Annotated in this window: 20 protein-coding genes; 11 read left to right on the forward strand and 9 right to left on the reverse strand. The window is 41.2% G+C overall.

Annotated elements, in window-relative coordinates; all coding sequences use genetic code 11:
* Positions 1-46: 46 nt before the first annotated feature.
* Entirely contained in the window at positions 47-1,081 is a 1,035-nt protein-coding gene (gene ruvB / locus LV83_RS01205; RefSeq protein ID WP_111609694.1) for a Holliday junction branch migration DNA helicase RuvB, read from the reverse strand.
* Positions 1,082-1,203: 122 nt separating this feature from the next.
* Between ruvB and LV83_RS01210 the strand changes: the two genes are divergently transcribed.
* From LV83_RS01210 to acs, 5 genes are all read left to right on the forward strand, one after another.
* On the forward strand, positions 1,204-2,274 hold the full coding sequence (locus LV83_RS01210) for an FAD:protein FMN transferase (protein WP_111609695.1): 1,071 nt from the start codon (positions 1,204-1,206) through the stop codon (positions 2,272-2,274).
* Positions 2,275-2,364: 90 nt separating this feature from the next.
* Complete coding sequence (locus tag LV83_RS01215) at positions 2,365-3,120, forward strand: ZIP family metal transporter (RefSeq protein WP_111609696.1); 756 nt, start codon at positions 2,365-2,367, stop codon at positions 3,118-3,120.
* A 188-nt stretch (positions 3,121-3,308) separates the two neighbouring features.
* On the forward strand, positions 3,309-3,572 hold the full coding sequence (locus LV83_RS01220) for a DUF4212 domain-containing protein (protein ID WP_111609697.1): 264 nt from the start codon (positions 3,309-3,311) through the stop codon (positions 3,570-3,572).
* A 19-nt stretch (positions 3,573-3,591) separates the two neighbouring features.
* Positions 3,592-5,277, forward strand: a complete 1,686-nt coding sequence (locus LV83_RS01225; protein ID WP_111609698.1) for a sodium:solute symporter family protein — start codon at positions 3,592-3,594, stop codon at positions 5,275-5,277.
* Between the two features lie 48 nt (positions 5,278-5,325).
* The gene (gene acs, locus LV83_RS01230) at positions 5,326-7,218 is read left to right on the forward strand and encodes an acetate--CoA ligase (protein ID WP_111609699.1); all 1,893 of its coding nucleotides are present in this window, start codon (positions 5,326-5,328) and stop codon (positions 7,216-7,218) included.
* A gap of 63 nt (positions 7,219-7,281) precedes the next feature.
* Here acs and LV83_RS21345 read toward each other — a convergent pair whose 3' ends face one another.
* A complete protein-coding gene (locus LV83_RS21345) occupies positions 7,282-7,455 on the reverse strand; it encodes a hypothetical protein (RefSeq protein WP_158530481.1) in 174 nt (57 codons plus the stop codon).
* A gap of 114 nt (positions 7,456-7,569) precedes the next feature.
* Entirely contained in the window at positions 7,570-8,970 is a 1,401-nt protein-coding gene (locus tag LV83_RS01235) for a DUF4403 family protein (protein WP_111609700.1), read from the reverse strand.
* A gap of 71 nt (positions 8,971-9,041) precedes the next feature.
* Between LV83_RS01235 and ytxJ the strand changes: the two genes are divergently transcribed.
* From ytxJ to LV83_RS01250, 3 genes are all read left to right on the forward strand, one after another.
* A complete protein-coding gene (ytxJ, locus tag LV83_RS01240) occupies positions 9,042-9,377 on the forward strand; it encodes a bacillithiol system redox-active protein YtxJ (protein ID WP_111610093.1) in 336 nt (111 codons plus the stop codon).
* Positions 9,378-9,503: 126 nt separating this feature from the next.
* The gene (locus tag LV83_RS01245) at positions 9,504-12,353 is read left to right on the forward strand and encodes a TonB-dependent receptor (RefSeq protein ID WP_111609701.1); all 2,850 of its coding nucleotides are present in this window, start codon (positions 9,504-9,506) and stop codon (positions 12,351-12,353) included.
* 522 nt (positions 12,354-12,875) lie between these two features.
* Positions 12,876-13,955 (forward strand): BF3164 family lipoprotein, encoded by a 1,080-nt coding sequence (locus LV83_RS01250; RefSeq protein WP_111609702.1) that lies wholly within the window; start codon positions 12,876-12,878, stop codon positions 13,953-13,955.
* A gap of 111 nt (positions 13,956-14,066) precedes the next feature.
* On the opposite strand, the gene LV83_RS01255 is transcribed toward LV83_RS01250, so the two are convergent.
* Positions 14,067-14,633, reverse strand: a complete 567-nt coding sequence (locus tag LV83_RS01255; protein ID WP_111609703.1) for a fasciclin domain-containing protein — start codon at positions 14,631-14,633, stop codon at positions 14,067-14,069.
* A 276-nt stretch (positions 14,634-14,909) separates the two neighbouring features.
* Between LV83_RS01255 and LV83_RS01260 the strand changes: the two genes are divergently transcribed.
* Positions 14,910-15,938 carry a phenylalanine--tRNA ligase subunit alpha gene (locus LV83_RS01260; RefSeq protein ID WP_111609704.1) on the forward strand — a complete coding sequence of 343 codons (1,029 nt, stop codon included), beginning with the start codon at positions 14,910-14,912 and terminating at the stop codon, positions 15,936-15,938.
* A 379-nt stretch (positions 15,939-16,317) separates the two neighbouring features.
* On the opposite strand, the gene LV83_RS01265 is transcribed toward LV83_RS01260, so the two are convergent.
* The 3 genes from LV83_RS01265 to LV83_RS01275 form a co-directional block, all read right to left on the reverse strand.
* A complete protein-coding gene (locus LV83_RS01265) occupies positions 16,318-17,670 on the reverse strand; it encodes an FAD-dependent oxidoreductase (RefSeq protein ID WP_111610094.1) in 1,353 nt (450 codons plus the stop codon).
* A gap of 25 nt (positions 17,671-17,695) precedes the next feature.
* Positions 17,696-18,973: a kynureninase gene (gene kynU, locus LV83_RS01270; protein WP_211320441.1), complete on the reverse strand. Its 1,278-nt coding sequence runs from the start codon at positions 18,971-18,973 to the stop codon at positions 17,696-17,698.
* 271 nt (positions 18,974-19,244) lie between these two features.
* Positions 19,245-19,757 carry a 3-hydroxyanthranilate 3,4-dioxygenase gene (locus LV83_RS01275; protein WP_111609705.1) on the reverse strand — a complete coding sequence of 171 codons (513 nt, stop codon included), beginning with the start codon at positions 19,755-19,757 and terminating at the stop codon, positions 19,245-19,247.
* Between the two features lie 121 nt (positions 19,758-19,878).
* Between LV83_RS01275 and LV83_RS01280 the strand changes: the two genes are divergently transcribed.
* Positions 19,879-20,868 (forward strand): dipeptidase, encoded by a 990-nt coding sequence (locus LV83_RS01280; protein WP_111610096.1) that lies wholly within the window; start codon positions 19,879-19,881, stop codon positions 20,866-20,868.
* A complete protein-coding gene (locus tag LV83_RS01285; protein ID WP_111609706.1) occupies positions 20,868-21,482 on the forward strand; it encodes a thiamine pyrophosphokinase in 615 nt (204 codons plus the stop codon). Before LV83_RS01280 ends, LV83_RS01285 begins: the two co-directional genes overlap by 1 nt.
* On the opposite strand, the gene LV83_RS01290 is transcribed toward LV83_RS01285, so the two are convergent.
* Positions 21,436-21,846, reverse strand: a complete 411-nt coding sequence (locus LV83_RS01290) for a magnesium citrate secondary transporter (protein WP_245946966.1) — start codon at positions 21,844-21,846, stop codon at positions 21,436-21,438. The two genes, LV83_RS01285 and LV83_RS01290, sit on opposite strands and share 47 nt — an antisense overlap.
* The gene (locus LV83_RS01295) at positions 21,819-22,103 is read right to left on the reverse strand and encodes a class I tRNA ligase family protein (protein ID WP_111609708.1); all 285 of its coding nucleotides are present in this window, start codon (positions 22,101-22,103) and stop codon (positions 21,819-21,821) included. The genes LV83_RS01290 and LV83_RS01295 overlap by 28 nt, the downstream gene beginning before the upstream one ends.
* Positions 22,104-22,123: the final 20 nt, after the last annotated feature.

The raw sequence follows: 22,123 nt of genomic DNA on the forward strand, positions 1-22,123 counted from the left end.
TCCTTCAATTTTCTAATTCTTCATTTTAAATTCAATCATTATTTCCTCACATCCCTTCAAACAACCCCCCCATTCCCTGCGCAGGTTTAATTTTCAAGTGTTTATACGCTAACTCTGTCGCCATTCTGCCTCTGGCAGTTCTTTTCAAATAGCCTTCTTGGATCAAAAAAGGCTCATACACTTCCTCGATTGTCTCCGCTTCCTCACTGCATGCGGTAGCGATCGTGCTTAGTCCAACTGGTCCACCTTTGAATTTTTCGATGATCGTCAGCAAGATTCTGTTGTCCATTTCGTCCAAGCCATTCATATCGACATCCAGTGCATCCAAGGCGATTTTGGAGATTTCCAGTGTAATCGTTCCGTTGCCTTTTACTTCAGCAAAATCACGCGTTCTGCGAAGAAGCATGTTTGCAATTCTTGGTGTTCCACGACTCCTTCTGGCTATTTCATAGGCTGCAACTTCATCGATTGGCGTATTCAAAATCCCTGAAGAGCGCATGACGATATCAGTCAATAGTTTGGAGTCGTAATATTCCAATCGGGAATTGATCCCGAATCTGGCACGGAGCGGAGAGGTCAGCAAACCAGAGCGAGTGGTCGCGCCGATAAGGGTAAATGGACTGAGAGAAATCTGGACTGAACGGGCATTAGGGCCAGAATCCAACATGATATCTATCCTGAAATCCTCCATCGCTGAATACAGGTATTCTTCTACAATTGGGTTTAGCCTGTGGATCTCATCTATAAATAGCACGTCGCCTTCATCCAGATTGGTAAGCAAACCTGCCAAGTCCGATGGTTTATCGAGAACTGGCCCGGAAGTTATTTTTAGGCCAGCATTCAGCTCATTTGCGATAATGTGACTCAGCGTAGTTTTGCCCAAGCCAGGAGGGCCATGTAGCAATACGTGATCCAAGGGCTCATTTCTATTTTTTGCAGCCAGCACAAACACGCGCAAATTCTCCACGATCTTGAACTGTCCCGTAAAATCCTCAAAGCTCAAAGGCCTGAGCGCTTTTTCAAAATCCTTGTCCTTTGGGCTTAGACTTTCATCGTCACCACTTAAATAATCTTCTCTCATAGTTTATCCGTACGCTCACAAATATAGAAAAATACGAACGCCTTCTTCTCCCTTTTTGAATTGCTAGCTTTCCTGCGAAACCAAAAAATAAGCCTTAAATTCGCCCACAAATTCACAAGCTCATGCGCCCGAACGCCCGTAAAAACATCATTTATTCCATTGTTCTTCTAGTTGCAATAATGCTGGTTTACTCCTGGCGAAATCGTGACAAGACCGAGACAGAATTAACGGAAACGACAGTTGCTGTGGCCGGTAAAATAACCCTTTCTGGAAATACGATGGGCACGACGTACAACGTCACGTATTTGGATGAAGAAAGCCGTGACTTGCAAGCATCCATTGATTCACTTTTGATAGTCTTCAACCAAAGTCTTTCTACCTACATCCCGGACTCCGAACTTAGCCAATTTAACTTGGGAGATACCTTGGATTTCAACTTACCTTATTTATTACCCGTTCTAGAGGCTTCACAAAAAGTCTATGAAAACACAAACGGAGCTTTTGATCCGACCGTCGGTCCCTTGGTCAATATCTGGGGTTTTGGCCCAAGTGGCCCTGAGCTGAAGGACAGCGTCGACATTAAGAATCTGCTGACGACTGTTGGCTTCTCTAAAATCGAGTTTGATCAGGAGCAGCTTCGCAAAAAAGTCCCTGGTATCTACCTGGATTTTTCTGCTATCGCAAAAGGTTATGGGTCCGATGTGGTTGCTGAGTTTTTGAAAAATAAGGGAGTCTCAAATTACCTGGTGGAAATCGGAGGCGAGCTAGTAGCTAATGGAACCAATGAGAAAGGTGAACTTTGGAAAGTCGGTGTCAATCGCCCAGAGGAATCTGCCAATGCCTCAGACTTGATCAGCATCATAGCTTTGCAGGACCGTGGAATGGCTACTTCGGGTAATTACCGAAACTTCTACGTGCGTGATTCAGTGAAAATTTCGCATACCATCAATCCCGCTACAGGCTACCCGGTTAATCATACTTTACTTAGCGCTACTGTTCTAGCCAAGGATTGCATGACCGCAGATGCATATGCCACGGCTATGATGGTGATGGGAGTAGACCGCGCGATACAATTAGATTCCACCTTAAATCAAATTGAGGTATTTCTGATTTACGATGATGGAAAAGGTGGATTTAAGACTTATGCGAGTGAGAGTCTGAAGCCTTTCTTGTCTTTCCCGCAAGAAAATTAATTTTAAATGCAACATTATTGAATTTTCTTACCTTTGCCTGAGTTATCACTTTCTCCTTTTCACCAGAAAAAAGAAAAGTAACTCAGGCCGATGGAATTCAAATTTTTGCTTCTATTTCTCACAGCGATGATCTCCGGATCATTAGTGTTTTTTGCTCCTAACTTCAGAGAGAAATATTTCCGTCTGGTCCTGGTGTTTGCTGGTTCTTATCTCTTTGCGATTACCATTCTTCATATTTTGCCCGAACTCTTTGACAGTGGATTTTCCAGCAAAAGAATGGGGCTGTACATTCTGATCGGTTTTTTGCTACAGCAATTGCTGGAATTTTGGTCCAGTGGAGTTGAGCATGGGCATATTCATGCACATGAGCATCAGGGTAGCAAAGCGATGACTACTATTATGCTTGGTTTGTTTATTCATGCTTTTCTGGAAGGGACTTTACTTTCGCATGGAGAACTGATGGATCAGGACGAGCATGTTCTTGGTCATGTGCATAATAGCAAAACAGTTTTGCTAGGGATAATTCTACATAAAGGTCCTGCGGCATTTGCGCTAGCAGCAGTACTTTCCAGTTCTTTGAGTAAAAAGACAACTTTACTATTACTGACGCTTTTTGCCTTGGCTTCTCCGCTTGGGATGATGTCAAGTTCATTTTTATTCGAAAGCGGTATGCTGGAAAAACAAGGAATAGGCATTCTATATGGTTTAGTAGCAGGAGGGTTTTTGCATATTTCTACCACGATCTTTTTTGAAAGCAGCCCTCATCACAAGTTCCAGCTCAACAAATTGTTAGTGAGTTTTCTAGCGGCTGGACTGGCGATTCTGTCAGAGTTTTTCATGAAATGATTGGCCTTTTTGTAACAATCATTTTTGAAGGATTAATCCATAATGGTATCGGCTAAGTATGTCAATACTTAGTTATTTTCTTGGAATACGGCTAGTTTTTGAATATTTCATAGAAAACAGTTTGCATTCCTACGGTTGCATTGACTAGTTTCAAGGGATTATTACGTTCTCAACCTAAATCCCAAAATATGCCCTCACACAATGACAAAATGAAAGCTTACTGGAGGAAAAACCTCCAAACACTTTTTATACTCTTACTCGTCTGGTTTGTCGTTTCTTTCGGTTGCGGCATTCTTTTCGTCAATGAGCTCAACGAAATTCGACTCGGAGGCTATAAACTCGGTTTCTGGTTTGCTCAACAAGGGTCTATCTTCGCTTTTGTAATTTTGATTTTTGTCTATGTAGTTCGAATGAACCGACTAGACAGGGAATTTGATGTGGACGAGGAATAACTTTTTAAGCTAAAAAACTATGGAAATTTTAACCTGGACCTACATTCTGGTAGGCTTATCATTCGCACTTTATATTGGCATTGCTATCTGGTCTAGAGCTGGATCTACCCAAGAGTTTTACGTCGCCGGTGGAGGCGTTTCACCTTTGGCAAACGGTATGGCAACTGCCGCAGACTGGATGTCCGCTGCCTCATTTATCTCTATGGCGGGTATCATTTCCTTTGCAGGATATGATGGATCCGTTTATCTTATGGGCTGGACTGGAGGGTACGTTTTGCTCGCACTGTTGCTTGCTCCTTACCTTCGGAAATTTGGCAAGTTTACCGTTCCTGACTTCGTTGGGGACCGCTATTATTCTAAAACCGCCAAGGTGGTTGCAGTGATCTGTGCCCTTTTTATCTCCTTTACCTATGTGGCGGGGCAAATGCGGGGAGTTGGAATCGTATTTTCCAGATACTTGGAGGTGCCTATCGAATGGGGAGTGGTCATCGGAATGTGTATCGTATTCTTCTATGCTGTTTTGGGTGGAATGAAAGGAATCACGTACACGCAAGTAGCTCAGTATTGCGTGTTGATCTTCGCTTATATGGTGCCTGCGATCTTCATTTCCATGCAATTGACAGGAAATGCGATCCCTCAACTTGGACTAGGTGGATCAGTGGCAGATGGAACTCCGCTTTTGGATAAACTGGATGGCGTGCTTACTGAGCTTGGTTTTGCGGCTTACACTTCTGGAAGGAAAAGCATCACCGACATGTTTATGATCACGCTGGCTTTGATGGTGGGTACGGCTGGTTTGCCACATGTGATTGTTCGCTTTTTCACAGTCCCTAGAGTAAAAGATGCAAGACTTTCTGCGGGCTATGCTTTGGTATTTATTGCTATTCTATACACCACAGCTCCTGCGATTGCAGCTTTCGGGATTTACAATGCAATCGAGACTACCTCCGAAAAAGAGATTTCTGAGCTTCCCGAATGGATTTCTACTTGGGAAAAAACAGACCTGATCAAAGTAGACGATAAGAATGGTGACGGCAAAGTTCAATACGTCGCTGACCCTGCTGCAAATGAGCTAACAATAGACAGAGATATTATGGTGCTGGCAAGTCCAGAGATCGCCAAACTCCCAAATTGGGTGGTTGGCTTGGTTGCTGCAGGAGCAATGGCAGCGGCGCTTTCTACAGCTGCGGGATTGCTTTTGGTGATTTCTACTTCGGTTTCAAGAGATTTGTTTAAAACTTTCAGACCTGAGATTTCAGATAAAAAGGAGCTGAGAATTGCGCGTTTTGCGGCTGCAGGAGCTGTACTTCTTGCAGGATATTTTGGAGTGAATCCTCCAGGGTTTGTCGCACAAGTGGTGGCTTTTGCTTTTGGATTGGCAGCCGCTTCCTTTTTCCCTGTCATTATTATGGGGATTTTCTCTACCAGAATTAATAAGGAAGGAGCCATCGTTGGAATGATCACAGGTCTAGTTTTTACAATCGGCTACATCGTCTATTTCAAATTTATCAGCCCGGAATTGAATACTACCGAAAACTGGTGGTTCGGAATTTCTCCAGAAGGAATTGGATCGCTTGGCATGATCCTTAACTTTCTAGTATGCGGGATTGTCTCCCACCTTACGCCAGCTCCGCCTCAAGAAGTGCAGGACATGGTCGAGGAAATAAGGATCCCTCGTGGTGCTGGAAAGGCACAGGATCATTAAATTAGTGGGTATTTTACCCGGAATTGAAAACAATAAACCAAGATTATCATGAGTGACAGAATACATACCCTCAGCGGATATCTCTACGAATACCAAAAAAGTGTAACCCAGCCAGAAGAGTTTTGGGCGAGAATTGCAGATTCATTTCATTGGAGAAAACGCTGGTCTAAGGTATTGAAATGGAACTTCGACGAGCCTGATGTTAAGTGGTTTCTCAATGCAAAACTCAACATCACAGAAAATATTTTTGAACGCCACCTGTTTACAATTGGAGATCGGCCAGCAATAATCTGGGAGGCAAATGATCCTAATGAAGCAGGAAGAACACTTACTTACCGAGAACTTTTTTACGAAGTAAACCGCTTTGCAAATGCACTGAAAAGCAAAGGAATAGGCAAAGGTGATAAGGTAATTATCTACATGCCAATGGTGCCAGAAGCTGCTATAGCAATGCTTGCCTGTGCCAGAATCGGTGCGATTCACTCCGTTGTATTTGCTGGATTTTCCAGTTCTGCATTGGCAGATCGAGTGATTGACTGTGAAGCAAAAGCAATTTTAACTTCGGATGGTAACTTCCGCGGAAGTAAGAAAATCGCAGTAAAAGCTGTCGTGGATGAGGCTTTAGAGAAATCATCAGTAGAAACAGTAATTGTTTACGAGCGTACCAAGCAAGAAGTGACGATGAAAGAAGGACGTGACTTCTGGTGGCATGATGTGATAGCTGAGGAGTCTCAGGAATGTGCTGCGGAAGAAATGGACAGTGAAGACATGCTTTTCATACTCTATACTTCTGGTTCTACTGGTAAGCCAAAAGGCGTGGTTCACACGACGGGTGGATACATGGTTTATTCTCAATATTCCTTTGACAACGTATTCCAATATTCTGAAGGAGATGTGTATTGGTGCACTGCGGATGTAGGCTGGATTACTGGACATTCCTACATAGTTTATGGGCCACTATTGGCTGGGGCTACTACGCTAATGTTTGAGGGAGTTCCTACTTTTCCTGATGCAGGTAGATTTTGGGCTGTCGTGGAAAAGCATAAAGTGAATGTCTTTTATACCGCTCCTACGGCAATCAGGGCACTTCAAGCTTATGGAACCGAACCAATCCAAAAATACGATTTAAGCTCGCTGAAAGTCTTGGGTTCTGTAGGTGAACCGATCAATGAAGAAGCCTGGCATTGGTACCACACGCATATCGGCAAAAATAAATGTCCTATCGTGGATACATGGTGGCAAACAGAAACAGGCGGAATCATGGTTTCTCCTATTGCTGGAATCACTCCTACCAAACCAGCTTACGCGACCTTGCCACTTCCGGGAGTGCAGCTTTGTATTGTAGATCCAGAGGGGAATGAGCTTACAGGAAACTCAGTGGAGGGAAATCTCTGCATCAAGTTCCCATGGCCATCCATGATCCGAACTACCTATGGTGATCATGATCGCTGCAAGCAAACTTATTTCTCTACTTACAAAGGAATGTATTTCACAGGTGATGGCGTGAAGCGCGATCATGACGGATATTATAGAATTCTTGGCCGTGTGGACGATGTGATCAATGTTTCTGGTCATAGAATGGGCACTGCTGAAGTTGAAAATGCGATCAACGAACACCCGAAAGTGATTGAGTCTGCCGTGGTTGGTTATCCGCACGAGGTGAAAGGTCAAGGAATCTATGCCTATGTAATCGCCGATTTGACTAATCGTACGGAGGATAATCTAATCAATGAGATTAAAGAAATGGTTTCGAAGATCATCGGACCAATTGCCAAACCAGATAAAATTCAATTGGTTTCAGGATTACCAAAAACACGCTCTGGTAAGATTATGCGTAGGATTTTACGAAAAGTAGCAGAAGGTTCGCTTGATAACATGGGCGACACAAGCACGCTGCTTGATCCGGATGTGGTGACAAAGATTATTGAAGGGAAAAAGTAACGAAAGAACCAAAACTTCAGAGCCAAGAGCCAAGACTTTAGAATTATGAGTCTTGGCTCTTTTTTATTCCTTTGGAGAAGAATCGTCCTGCTCTTCGTCCATTTGAATAGATGACACAATAGAATCTGCAGAGTCCATCTCTTGCTTGTAAAAATTGTGAATGCCAACCATAAATGCGACTATCAATGACCATAGGAATCTTCGTATGTGCCGTATTATTGGATGATAGTTCTTCATAAATAACACTTTACAAATCATAGTCCTTTTCTGCTTTTTGACAGAATGTCATCAATTTGTTTTTATAACTCTTAATCAATCCAAGAGACAAGTCTGTTAGAGAAGACTACTTTATTATTTCCATTTCACGTCAATTTTTCCCTCGGCCTTCATATGAATGACTAGCTCTTTTCCCATAGGATAAAATCCTGAAGGCTCAATGGTAAGATCAGTGACTTTTAAATCCATAATCGGCGTATTTAATCCTAGACGTTCAGTGATATTTCCCAAGCTTTCAGTTAGCATTTCACCAATTGGGAAAACGGCCTTACTCTCTATACTTTTAATGATTTTCCGCTTTTTCAGTCCTACGCCAGTTTGAGCACCAAGGCTTCCACTTTCCATTTTGAAATTAACATCTTCAAAAATCAAACTTTGAGTAGAGGTGTTATATTCTGGTTTTCCCACAATGAATAGCGTTCCGCTCAACGTTTTCCCGTTAGTTTGCTCGGCATCAAAATCCAAGTTGATTGCTACCAAATCACCGAAAGCTCTGGTTTTGATGTTTGAAGGAATCATTGTTGTCTTTTTATCCACTCGTATGGGAATGCCTTCTAAATTTTGCTTCAAAAGCTCATTAAGGCTAGTGTAACTTACTGCTAAAGGAAACAACAGGTCTAACTCATTTTTAGAATTTTCATTTGGACTAAGCTCCGGAAGTGGAAAAGCTCTTGATGGTGCAGCGTTAGCAGGGTGGGAATTTACCTTGCCATTCATTCCTAACCAGAGATTATAGTTCTGATCTGTATCAAAAAATTCTGTGAGTTTTACTTGTTGTGGTTGGATGGAAAAGGCGGTGTTTCCTCCAATCCAATCTATATTAATAGGCTTGCCGACCTGAGCCCAGGCAAGATCTACCAAGGTTTTCAAACTTGCTATTTCTTTTCCTCCCGTTAGGTTGTCATTCCCCCATTTTCTCAATTCTTTGCTGAGCAAACCACTCAAGTCAACCTTCATCCCCAATACATCTACAGCTAAATTTCCTCCCAACTCTACCAGTTCGAAACTCTCAGCGCCAATTCCCCAATTTGAATTTATTACCGGGTCAATTACAAATACAGGTGAAAAATTCTCATCTAATGGTAATTTGGACTGAAAGAGACTCCCCAGACCTTTAGGCTTTAACCCTACCTCACCCAAGACATTGATTGGTACAGTTAATTGAATTCGCTGACTATCCAACGCTGTCCATGTAATCGTTCCATTTCTCTTTAACTGCAAGTCACCGGTAATTCCACTTCCCATATCCAATCCTTTCTCTTGAAGTAACGTCGTAGGAATCTGACCATTTAGAAGTTTACTTAATGTTTCTTTAGGAATTTTCAGAGGCATATTGACTCCAGCCAAAGCATTTGGAGGAGGGGATGATTTTGGGTTAGCGGCAGGATTAATGCTTTTACATCCGGATGAAAAAAGGATGATAAAAACTGTGACTATTGGAAAATTTATAAATCGCCTCAGGAACTGTATTTTCATAAATGAAGTTTGGTTTTCGATGGGTAGTTTTTCTTCTACAACTATTGCCCCAAAGATATAAAATCAAGAAAATGAATTGGAATAAACTCACTGAAGCTGGCCAAATACAGGAAATCAAGACATTGAGCGAAGAAAAACCAGTCTTGATTTTCAAGCATAGTACACGTTGCTCTATCAGTAGCATGTCTTTGGATCGCCTACTTCGTAAATGGCAAGATTCAGACACTGAAAAGGTAATTCCATATTTTTTGGATTTGATAGCCAGTCGGGATTTATCAGATTTGGTGGCAAGAGAATTTCGTGTTCCACACGAATCACCGCAGGTGTTGCTAATCAGAAACGGTGAAGCGATCTATGACAACAGCCACTTTGGGATCTCGTATGTGGACTTGATGGGAAAAATTTAGTTTATCTGATTTTTAAATGGTTTTTATACCATTTATCCGCTTCAACATCCATTCTTATTTTTCTTAAGATGCAGAATAAACCTTTGATATTGCTTATCGGTCAAAGTGGTAGAAATTCGCATAATTATGAAAAAACACTACCCAGTTATAGTTCTGATTTTTAGCCTATTATTTAGCTATACAGCCTACGGTCAGAGACCTACAGGAGAAGATCGTCCGGAGAGAAAATTCACTGGTACCGTCATGGATGGTGCCACCAACACTCCCATGGCAGGAGCCAATGTCCTGATCAAAACCGTTACTGATTCACTTTTGGCAGGGACGGTAACTGATGCAAAAGGAATGTTTGAAATCGCTAGACCAAGAATACCTTCGGTAAAAATCGAAATTAAGTTTATCGGATACGAGACAATTTCTAAGGTACATACAGGAAGGGAGCCAGTGGAATTGGGAGTCTTGACCTTAGTGGAAGATGCTCAGGTCTTAGGCGAAGTCATTATCGAAGGTCAAAGTCCATTGGGAGAAATGAGAGGCGACACTACTTCTTTCAATGCCAGTGCATTTAAGACAAAAGAAAATGGCATGGCAGAAGATCTTGTGAGAAAATTACCAGGTGTTACCATCCAAAATGGTCAGGTGCAAGCCCAGGGAGAGAACGTTCAGAAAATTCTGGTTGATGGGCGAGAATTTTTCGGATCTGACCCAAATATAGCATTGAGAAACTTGCCAGCAGATGCTATTGATCGAGTGGAAGTATTGGATCAGAGATCAGACCAAAGTCGATTGACTGGCTTTGATGATGGTACTTATACCAAGACGATCAACATTATCTTGAGAGAGGATAGAAAAAATGGACAATTCGGAAGAGGATATGCTGGCTACGGGACCGATGATAGATATAATGCAGGTGGAAGTTTAAACCTTTTCAACGGGGATAGAAGAATGTCCATTTTGGGCTTATTTAACAATATCAATCAGCAAAACTTCTCCAGTGATGACCTAGCAGGTGTAAATGCTAATTCAGGAGGAGGAGGAAGAGGCCGCGGAGGTTTTGGCGGAGGAGGTAACAATTTCTATGGAGGAAATGATATCGGGACAATTACTACCAATGCTATGGGATTGAACTACAGTGACAAATGGGGTTCTAAAGTCAATTTCACAGGTAGTTATTTCTTCAACAACACACAAAATACCTTAAGACAGATCACAAATCGCCAGACGGTAATTAATGAAACTACTACACAGAATTATCAGGAAAACCTGATCAATTCAGTGGAAAACTTCAATCACAGAGCAAATGCCCGAATCGAAGCAGATCTAAATGAGAAAAATTCCTTGATCATTACCCCGAATATTTCATTTCAGACTAGCAACACATTTAATGACAGAGACGCATTGACTTTAGCGAATGGTACGGATTCCCTTTCTTCACTTCGCTCGATTACCAATGCTACTAACAGCTCGTACAGTTTCGGCAATAACATTACTTATCGATACAAGTTTGATAAAAAAGGCAGGACGCTATCTACTGACATCAATACATCTTGGAGCAATAGAGACCAAAACTCGGAGCTTTCTGCCGCTAGTGAAGACTATCGTAGAAATCAATTAGATACGACCCTACAAGAAACTTATCTGCTATCCAAGGGATTCAATTACAGAGTAAATGCAACCTTAACTGAACCGCTTAGCGAAAAGTCTATAGCAACACTAGGATATCAGGTCGGTAACAATAAAACTGATTCCGATCAAAAAACCAGAGTCCTAAACGCTGAAAATATTCCAGTATTGGATACCGCATTGAGTAATGAATTTAACAACAAATTCATTACTCAGAGGCTACGAACTGGCTATGCTTACAATAGCTCTGGTTGGAATTTGAGTGCAAACCTGGATTATCAATATGCCAAACTGGATAATGAGGCTTTTTTCCCAACAGAAGGGGTATTCGTACGTGATTTCAACAATCTACTGCCAAGCGCAAGTGTCAGTTACAGAAATAGAGAGACTGGCATGAACTTTCGGGTGAGGTATAGAACCAGCACGGATGAACCATCTGTAAGCCAGCTTCAGAATGTGGTAAATAATCAAAACCCACTGAACCTTAGCGTAGGTAATCCTAATCTTGCTCAGAGCTATCAGAACAGCATTTTCGCCAATATCGGTAGATTCAATATGGAGAAAAATAAAAGCTTCTTCATGTTTGTAAACCTATCTACTACTAAGAATAACATCGGTAACAGTACCTATATTGCTTCTCAGGATACCTTGATCAATAACGAAATTCTACTACGTCCAGGCGGGCAAATCTCCATGCCTGTCAATTTGGATGGGGCTATGAATAGTACTGTTTTTGTGAGCTATGGTACGCCTTTAAAGGGAATCAAAACCAATATGAACTTGAACACGCGTATTGGATTTAACAGATCTCCTGGTATGATCAACGGTGAGAAAAACATCAATGACAACATCAACTTGGGTCAGGGAATCACCTTTACTTCCAACATCAGTAAGAACTTAGATTTTACAATTAGCACTACAGGTACTTATACTATTGTAAATTCAAGCTTACAGGCGGCCTTAGAGAACAATTATTATGTTCAAGAGTCAAATCTTCGCTTGTATTACTCACCAAATGACGGAAAGCTGTTTATGGGAAATACTGTTAGCAATAGCTTGTATAGCGGACTTTCTGAAGGATTTGATCAGTCAGTTTGGCTTTGGAATATGGAAGCTGGTTACAGATTTGCCAAAAACAACAAAGCTGAGCTAAAAGTGGTCATTTTCGATTTGCTTAATCAGAACAACAGCATCTCACGTTCAATCTCCGATGTGTCTATTTCCGATGTTTACACCAACGTCCTGACTCGCTATGGCTTGCTGACCTTCACGTATATCTTGGGTAATTTCAAACAACCTGAGCAATCAGACCAACCGTGGAGAGGCGGACCTCCTAGAGGCGGCAGAACATGGTAAGAGTTGAATTACGAATTTTGATTTAGGATTTTCGAGATCTAAAGATCCTCAAACCGGCTGGAGAATTTCAGTCGGTTTTTTTGTGGAGTTTTTTACCGCTGAGTGCGCGGAGATTGACACAGAGAACACAGTTTGGTTATTGATCTCCAAGGGTGAAAAATATGGCTATTAAGACTAGACAGGTCTATTTCTTAAATTTCCATAAATGAAGAGACCAATGAAATCTATGGACTGACCACCGATGAACATCCAGGGTTTGTTTTTTTTCAGATACCGAAGGAGCTTTTGGGGAAATGGAAATCACTCAAGAAATTGCTTATTGAAAAAGTATTTTGGATTTTGACCACTTTACTTTAATTATTAACCACTAAAAATTCGTAATAATGAGAAGGATTAAAAAATTACTTACCGGAGGGCTTTTCTGTATGGGAGTTGCCTTTATTTTAGATATCTGGCTATAATTAATTCCTTAAAAAGTTAATCAGGTGAATCCTATTTTCAAGTGTTTACTTACTTATTCGAATGAAAAGATCACTTACATTTTTACTTTTAACCCTCATCCTGAGTATATGGGGATGTACCAATAATGAACCTTATACTAATTTCGATTTTGAAAGGAATGGTAAACCTATATTTCAACTCAAAGGGGAAAAAGTTTACTTTCCTGAAATACTTAATCCTAGAAAGATTGACCAGAAAGGCGAGTTTTTAATCATTCAGGAGAGCTACAGGATTTCTTCGGATAAACCCTTGATTCATATAATTAGAAAAAACCCTCTTTCACTTTACTCCTCCAAAGGAATTATTGGCGAGGGGCCAGGTAAAATCTCAGACTCCGACATCTTCGACCCTGGACTATCTGATTCTACTTTTTGGATTAATGCGGTGATGAGTAAAAAAATGTCTCAATTTAATCTATTCGATACATCAAGATTATCAATTCGAGAGTTTCGACAACCTGAAAATATGGTCCTAGCATATACTATTTATCTGACTAATAATGGCACATTTCTAGGTTTGATGGCAGATAGTCCAAATAAACTGACCGAGTTTGACTTTGATGGTAATCGTCTTGCAGGGTATGGTGAATGGCAGCAAATTCCTGAGCGACCAGAAATGGACAATTTTCTTTTAAGCACCTATAATAAAGGAAAGCTGAAATCAAATTCGGCAAAAAAAGTTTTCGTTAAAGCCAGTTTGTATCGTGATAGAATAGAGGTCTTTGATTATGAAACCAAGTCATTTACTATTGTAGATGGTCCGCGATTGGAACTTCCGCCTGCGATTATTTCCGGATCAGCATCAAATTCAACCTTGGTGATTTCAATGGATCAAAAATATGGGTATAAAGATATCTCAGTTGGGGAAAATCTTATTTATGCTCTCTACAGTGGACAAAGTCAACAGGAAATACAATTAACAGGTAAAGATTCTGAAACAGTATATATAATTTCTCAGAAAGGTGAAATGGTAGCCAAAATTGAACTTGATATATCAATAAGGGGAATAGCTGTGGACGAAGCCCTTGGCAAAATCTATGGACTGACCACAGACGAAGATCCAGGGATAGCAGTTTTTGATATTCCTGAGGAGCTTTTGTAAGCTCGTATTCAATACACTTTGCGAACCTTTGTGTTCTTTGCGGTTAAAAAAAATCACAAAAAAAGCCGACCCCTTTCGGAACCGGCTTTGCAATTGGGTAACAAGCAACTATTACATTTTAGGAAGAACCACGGTATCAACAGAGTGGATCACACCATTTGATTGCCATACATCCGCAATAGTAACTTTAGATTGTCCACCGTTTTCGTCAGTGATGTAAAGGTCTTTACCTTTCATCCAAGCAGTCAATTTTCCGCCCTGAACTGTAGTAAGTACAGCTTTGCCATCTCCTTTTTTGATCGCAGCTGCGATTTCTTTGGATCCCATTTTACCTGCTACTACGTGGTAAGTAAGAACTCCCTGAAGTGTAGCCTTGTTTTCTGGCTTCAAAAGTGTCTCTACCGTTCCAGAAGGAAGCTTATCGAAAGCCATGTTGTCTGGTGCAAAAACAGTAAATGGACCTTTTCCTTGTAGTGTCTCTACCAAGCCTGCTGCTTTTACCGCCGCTACTAATGTGGTGTGATCTGCAGAATTCACTGCATTTGCCACGATGTTTTTGGAAGGATACATTTCTGCTCCACCTACCATTTTTGTTTTTTCCATTTGAGCAAAAGCCAGGTTTGCAGAAAGAAAAATGAAGGCTGCTAAAGCCACTTTGAAGAAATTTTGAATTTTCATGATCTTGTTAGTTTGATGATTTTTTTTGGTTTCTTATTTGGAAGGAGATACGGGAGGTACTGAGAGATTGGATTTAGTGAGGTGGAGAAAATTATGAATTACGATATTGGATTTACGAGATCAACGGAACTTCAGTCCTTGTTTTATCTTCAGTCCTTTTGCTCAATAGACTTATCAGCGTATAGTTTTCTAGCTTTTCAAAACCTAAAGTCAGCCTTCAAGCTTTCCAAAAGACCTCAAAATTGGTAGCTTTGCCCATCGAATAATTTGAATCCCATGTACCAAGAGAAAATCGAAGCGATCAAAACTGCTATTGCGGCAGCAGATGCCAGTAATCCAGAAGAATTGGAAGCCTATAGAATGGAGTATATCTCCAAAAAATCTGTGGTGGGTGAGCTTTTTGCAGGCATGGGAAAAGTGCCAAATGATGAGAAAAGAGCCTATGGACAGTTGGTCAATGGCGTAAAGCAACTGGCTGAGGAGAAATTCCAGGAGCTGATCGAGAAAGTTAATCAAGCAAATAAGAAGTCAAAATCTGCCGATATTGATTTGACCCTTCCTCCTTCCAATCAAAGTCTGGGAGGAATCCATCCACTGACTGCTACCCGTCAGCGTATTATCGATATTTTTGAGAGAATCGGTTTCAACCTTTCTGAAGGCCCGGAAATTGAAGACGATTGGCATAATTTCACTGCTCTGAATTTCCCTGAGAATCACCCGGCTCGTGAAATGCAGGATACTTTCTTCATCGAGAAAAACCCTGATATCGCGCTAAGAACGCATACTTCTTCTGTACAGGTGAGAGTGATGGAAAATCAGAAACCTCCGATTCGTACCCTTTCTCCTGGAAGAGTTTATAGAAATGAAGCCATTTCGGCTCGGGCACATTGTATTTTCCATCAAGTGGAAGGATTGTATGTGGATGAGAATGTAGGTTTCGCAGATTTGAAAAACACCCTTTATCACTTCGCTAAAGAGATGTTTGGTAAGGAAACCAAAGTACGTTTTAGACCATCTTACTTTCCATTTACAGAGCCTAGTGCAGAGATCGACATCACCTGCCTGATCTGTGGAGGCAAAGGCTGTAATGTCTGCAAAGGCAGCGGCTGGGTTGAAATCGGCGGATCCGGAATGGTAGATCCTAATGTCTTGGAAAACTGTGGAATTGATTCCAAAAAATACACCGGTTTTGCTTTCGGGATGGGCATAGAGCGAATCGCGATGCTGAAATATCAGATCAAGGATTTGAGATTATTTACGGAAAATGATGTGCGATTCCTGAGGCAATTCAGGACGGTTTTATAAAAATCAAAGGCGTTGAGAAATCAGCGCCTTTTTTTGACATTTGATTAACCACGGAGTGCACGGAGGGTCTCGCAGAGAGCGCAAGAAGAGTTTTTTGTTATCTTGCTTCTCCAGAAGCTATATCATTTTTTGCAAAGACATCCTATTTAAATTGAAGAACCTCTCTCATATCTCAACATTTTTTTTGGAGATGGCATTTAATTGCTGTTCGTGTGACACGAACATCGGCGGAAGCAATCTAGGTCCAAGTCTGAAGACTTGAACAAAACTATTTAATTGCCCTCCTAGGGCATTTCCTTCCAGAATTTAAATTAGGAAAACAGTGACCTCTGCGAAACCTCTGTGCGCTCCGTGGTTAAATACAAAAAAAGCGATCTGATTAGACCGCCTTAGCTGTTTCCATTTTATAGATAATATCCTCGTAGTCGAGTTTATTCCAGTTTTCTGTAATTAGCGGATCGGCCATGACTTTATCCATTATTGCGTTCTGCAGCTTTCCTTGGGCATAAGCCTCAGAATATCGCATATCTGTGAAAGTCACCATAGAATACAACGGAACCCAATCATTTGGATACAATTCATACAGTTTAGCCTCGATTTTTTTCCGAAGGATAAATTTTGGGTCGGCAACAGAATCACTCATTTCTTCAAAATTCTCCATCGCCAATTGGCAGATAGCATCTGTATCTACTTTACGCTTTTTCTGGAATTTCTCAAAAACCAAATCCCAGGAGTTCGTCCCGAACTTATCGATCAAACCATTCAAAATGGAGCAATCCTCGAAGCCACAATTCATGCCTTGACCATAGAAAGGAACCATCGCATGACTTGCATCTCCCATCAATAAACTCGTTCCTTGCACCCAAGGGAAGCATTCCACATTAATCAACGCCGAAGTTGGGTTAGCAAAAAACTCCGTCATTAAGTCTGGCATCAACTGATATGCATCATCAAAGTAATTGGAGAACAAGATCTCCAGGTCATGCTCGTCATTGATTTTGTCAAAACATACTTTGGTACCACTATGTGGTAAAAACAAAGTACAAGTAAACGTCTTATCAGGATTTGGAAGGGCAATTAGCATAAACTTGCCTCTAGGCCAAATATGTAGGGCATTTGGATCCATCGCAAACTCTCCATCAGCAGTTGCGGGTATTGTTAGCTCCTTATATTCATGCGTGATGTATTCCTGCTTATAGTTGAAGCGGATTTGCTTTTGCATCGCTAATCGAAGCGATGAGTATGCGCCATCAGATCCAAATAAGATTGGAGCTTTAATCTTATCTTCTCCTGATGGTGTTTGGAATGTAATTTCTTGTGAATTGAAATTTACTTCTAGGCATTTATGCTCGAAGTGATAATTTGCACCAAGCTTTTCACCTTCTTCTACTAAGAGCTGATTAAATTTTCCTCTAGAAAGCGAATATATTGCTTGGTTTTCTTTACCGTAGGAAATAAACGTAGTTACTCCATGTTCATCATGAACCTTGCGACCATACATAGGTATAGCCAAAGGCATCACTTTATCTTTCAATCCAACTTCCTCTAATGCCTTCCAACCGCGGTGACTAAGCGCCATATTGATGGATCTTTTGCCTTCCTCGAAAGTTGATTTACGTTTGTCAGGCCTCTTGTCGTAGACATCCACTTCTAAGCCTTGACGTTTCAGATATATAGCCATAAGGGATCCGATTAATCCGGCTCCTAATACGGTAACTTGGTTCTTTTCCATTTGGATTGTTTTATCCACGCTTCCTTTAAGCGAATTTCTTCAGAGAATGTTCCAAAATCTGTGCAAATCGGAACACGTCTAGGAAGCTGTTATAGAGCGGTGTAGGTGCCAAGCGAATCACATTTGGATTGCGCCAGTCTCCCACGACTCCGTGTTTATACCATTCATCGAAAACGGCCTTGCCTCCGCGATGAATCAGCAAAGATAACTGACAGCCTCTTTCCGCAGGATTTTTAGGAGTAATAATTTCCAAAACCCCTGATTTTCCACTGATTTCTTCAATTAAATCGGTTAAATATGCTGTCAGTTGTTCAGATTTTGCTCTTAAATTCGCCATTCCTGCTTCCTGAAAAATATCCAAGGATGCCTGATGAACAGCCAAACCTATGATATCTGAATTGGAAAGTTGCCAACCATCCGCCCCATGCATAGGGATAAATCCCTTTTCCATTTTGAAGCGCTGCTCCTGATCATGTCCCCACCAGCCAGCAAAACGATTCATATCTGGGCGCTCCGCAAAACGCTCATGGATAAATACCCCTGAAACGTTTCCTGGGCCTGAATTCATGTATTTATAACTGCACCAGGTAGCGAAATCCACATCCCAATCGTGGAGGCTCAGAGGTGCGTTTCCCACTGCGTGAGCCAAGTCAAATCCCGCATAAGCTCCTACTTCATGAGCCGCAGCCGTAATTGCTTGCATATCAAAAACCTGCCCGGTATAATATTGCAAACCCGACATATTCACCATCGCCAGGGAATCACCCTGATTTCTTATTTCTGCCAAAATATCCTCGGTACGAAGCGTATGCTCACCTTTTCTTGGACTAAGCTCCACGATTGCTGTCTCTGGATCTAAGCCATGAAATTTCACCTGAGTTTCCAGCATGTATTGATCTGAGGGAAAAGCTCCTGCTTCTACGATGATCTTATAGCGCCCCTTAGTTGGCTGGTAAAATGAAACCATCAGCAAATGAAGGTTTACGGAAAGGTTATTCATGGCTACCACTTCATGCTCATGAGCTCCCACGATTTCAGCTAAAGCTGGTTTTGATTTTTGCTTAACAAACATCCAAGCATCTTCTCCATGAAAATGCCCATCCACTGCCATTTCAGCCCAGTTTGCCAATTCTTTGACTATATAATCTTTAGCTGATTTGGGCTGCAATCCCAGCGAATTTCCACAGAGATAGATGGCATCATTTCCATCTACCTTAGGAAAAAGAAACCTGTCCCGAAAATGTGAAAGAGGATCTTTCTCATCCATTTCACGAGCAAATTCAGCTGAATATTGGTAATTCATTTTTGAAATATTTGGGTTATAGAACTTTTCTATGATTATCCTCAATAATGCCAGTACCATTATTCTCTTTGGATAACAGACTGGGAGACGGGTGGCCGATGTGGCCTCAATTCAAGTGTTTAGCTTCTAATCTAGGCACATTTTAGCCTTAACTGCTGCATAGGAGGATTTACATAATCTTTTAACTAGATGCGTTAAAGACAAAAACAACCTAGGAATTGTTCAAAGCTAGCTTTGACGGTACATCGGTCATCAGGCATCCGGCATCATGTCACTTTTCCATTACTGTTCCGCAATTCTTGCATGTCGTGTGCTCTGGATTTCCCCAGAATCTCTCCTGCACGGGAGGCAGCTGGGTGACAATGTCTGTTACTTCGAAAAACTCCTCATAAAGCTTTTCCCCGCAGTTTTCACAGTGCCAAATAAACCCATCCACTTCACCAGGTCTTCTGTACCTCTCGATCACCAAACCTATGGTATTAGCCGGGCGACGAGGGGAATGCGGCACTTTGGCAGGCAATAAGAAAATCTCGCCTTCCCGGATATTGATATCCTTTGGCTTGCCTTCTTCTATTACCTTCAGCACGATATCGCCCTCCACTTGGTAGAAAAACTCCTCTCCCTCATTGGAATGATAATCTTTTCTGGAATTTGGACCACCTACGACCATGACGATGAAGTCATCATTGCCTTTGTACACCTGTTGGTTTCCAATAGGTGGCTTGAGTAGATGTCTATTTTCATCGATCCATTTTTTGAAGTTGAACGGTTGAGCTATGGCCATATTGCTTATTTTTCTGGTGAAATTAAAAATCTATTTGATGATTACTATCCTAGTAATACACCCTAAAAGTATTAAAAAACATACGTTTTTTTGGCTTACTTTGCCATAACCCCCAAAAATGATGAGCCTCCCCATAATCGATACACATTGTGATTTGCTGTCCTATCTGGCAAAAATTCCTAGTGCAAATCCTTACGAAAAAGGCGAAATCGCATGCGCTATTCCTTGGCTTCAAGAAGGAAATGTACGGATGCAGATTTTAGCCATCTACACAGACGTGAGACCAGAAAGTATGGATTTGGCAAAGAGACAGGCTCAGATTTTCTCTGAATTATTAGAGAAACTTGAGAGTGATTTAGCCTTTGCTGACGCAGAGTTTTTAGAGAATTGGGACAAACAAAACCGGATTGGGATCAAAGCTGCTGTAGAAAATGCAGCTGGTTTCGGAAATGAAGATGCGAGTTGGGGTGAGATCTACAAGCAGTTCGATGCTATTTTAGAGAAAGTAACATCTCTTGCCTATATCAGCCTCACGCATCATACTGAAAATCGCTTTGGTGGAGGAAATTACACCAAAGGAATAGGATTGAAGGATGATGGAAAAAAGCTTTTGGATTATATGGCTGGGAGAAGGATTCCGATAGATTTATCCCACACTTCTGACATGCTAGCTGAGGGGATTTTGACTCATATTGATGGCAATAAGTTGGATATTCCAGTGATTGCCAGTCATTCTAATTTCCGGGAAATTTGGAATCATCCACGTAATTTGACCAATGAATTTGCAAAGGAAATTATTCATCGAGGAGGAATAATTGGTGTGAATTTTCTTAGAGCATTTCTGGATCCAGAAGTCCCAGAGCGTTTATTTGATCATATATTTCATGGCTTCCAGATTGGGGGAGAAAAATCCATCTGCTTTGGTGCAGATTACTTTTATACCAAGGATTTTGGAGATCCATCACGTATACCTTTCTATTTTCCACTAGTGGAGAATGCGGGGAAATACCCTTCTCTGCTGAAAAGTATGGAAGACAAATTAAGCGCTGAAAACCTGGAAGACCTAGCCTACAGAAATGCGTTTGAATTTTATCGTAAAATCCAATCTTAATGTCCTCTCATCATTTCGTTAAAGATAAACAGGAGCCGGCAGTGCTTATTTTGGAAGTGGGTCAGATAAGCTTTGATCAAGTCTCTCCTCTTTTAGAATGGGTTCCAACGGTACTTGTGAGCGAAAACGTACTTGATCAAGTTTTAAGCTGGGGAATTAAAATCGATGTTATCTTAGCTTCGGAGTCATTTGAAGCAGAAAATCAATATTTATTGGAAGAGCAATATCCAGTGAAATTCATCAACACAGTAGATGAGGCATATCTGCAAACTGGACTTGATTATCTAATTTCCACGGATCATAAAGCCGCGAATTTGGTAGGAATCTCACATGTAGAAGTGCTAGAGCTTCATGGCCCACTAGAACAGATCAACGTGACAATTCTTGATGGTGACTGGAAATATTATCCTGTCAAATCCGGTGAATTCAAGAAGTGGTTTGCGCAAAGCAGTATCCATATTCACGGCAAAGAAGGGATGCCAGTGCAGATTCAAAATGAAAATGGGGAATTGATCCTGCCGATTACTTATGTGACGATGCTGGAAGTGCCAGAGGGAATTACTACGATTAAAGCGCCGGGGATTTTTTGGATTGGGGAACAGGTTTATTCATAAATTTTAGGAACACAAGCGTTCCAACTCCATAGCAAAGCACATCAAGCGGGTCAGCAGTATAAGTCTTTGAGATCAGCGGCAGAGCAATTTCAAAAACTATTGAAAAGTACGCCAGTCCAATCATTACCTGCTTTGTGCTAAAAGTCAATTGACTACTATGAGGATGAAACCAGCGCATCACTTGCAGGCAAATTCCAAAAACTACAGGCATAGCCATCAAGTCATCTCCATAAGCATGGTAGAAAGGAATAAAGATTCCCAGAGATTTCTCGAGGTATTGATTTACCCAGAAGGCTATAGAAGCAAAAATGAAAATGGGGGTTTTGAAAATATCCATCATCCCGGCAAGGCAGCTATCAGCCACATGATGAAAGTTATGATGGCCATGAAAACAGTGTAAAAGAGGTTGCCGGATTTCTTAAAGAATTTGGTTAATCCAGAGTCCTCTGGATTGATGTAAAACATCCACTCTTTTTCCTGTCGGTCTTTTTCCGCCTCTTTTTTTGAGTGACGATCTAACTCCACAGGAGACAAGATCTCCCCGCAATGCTCGCATCTATCTTCGTAATTGTTGGTCCAGTTTGACCATTCCCCACAATTGGGGCATTTTTTCTGGCTCATATTTCTACTAAAGTATTTGA

This window comes from Algoriphagus yeomjeoni (genome assembly GCF_003259505.1).
Classification (GTDB): domain Bacteria; phylum Bacteroidota; class Bacteroidia; order Cytophagales; family Cyclobacteriaceae; genus Algoriphagus; species Algoriphagus yeomjeoni.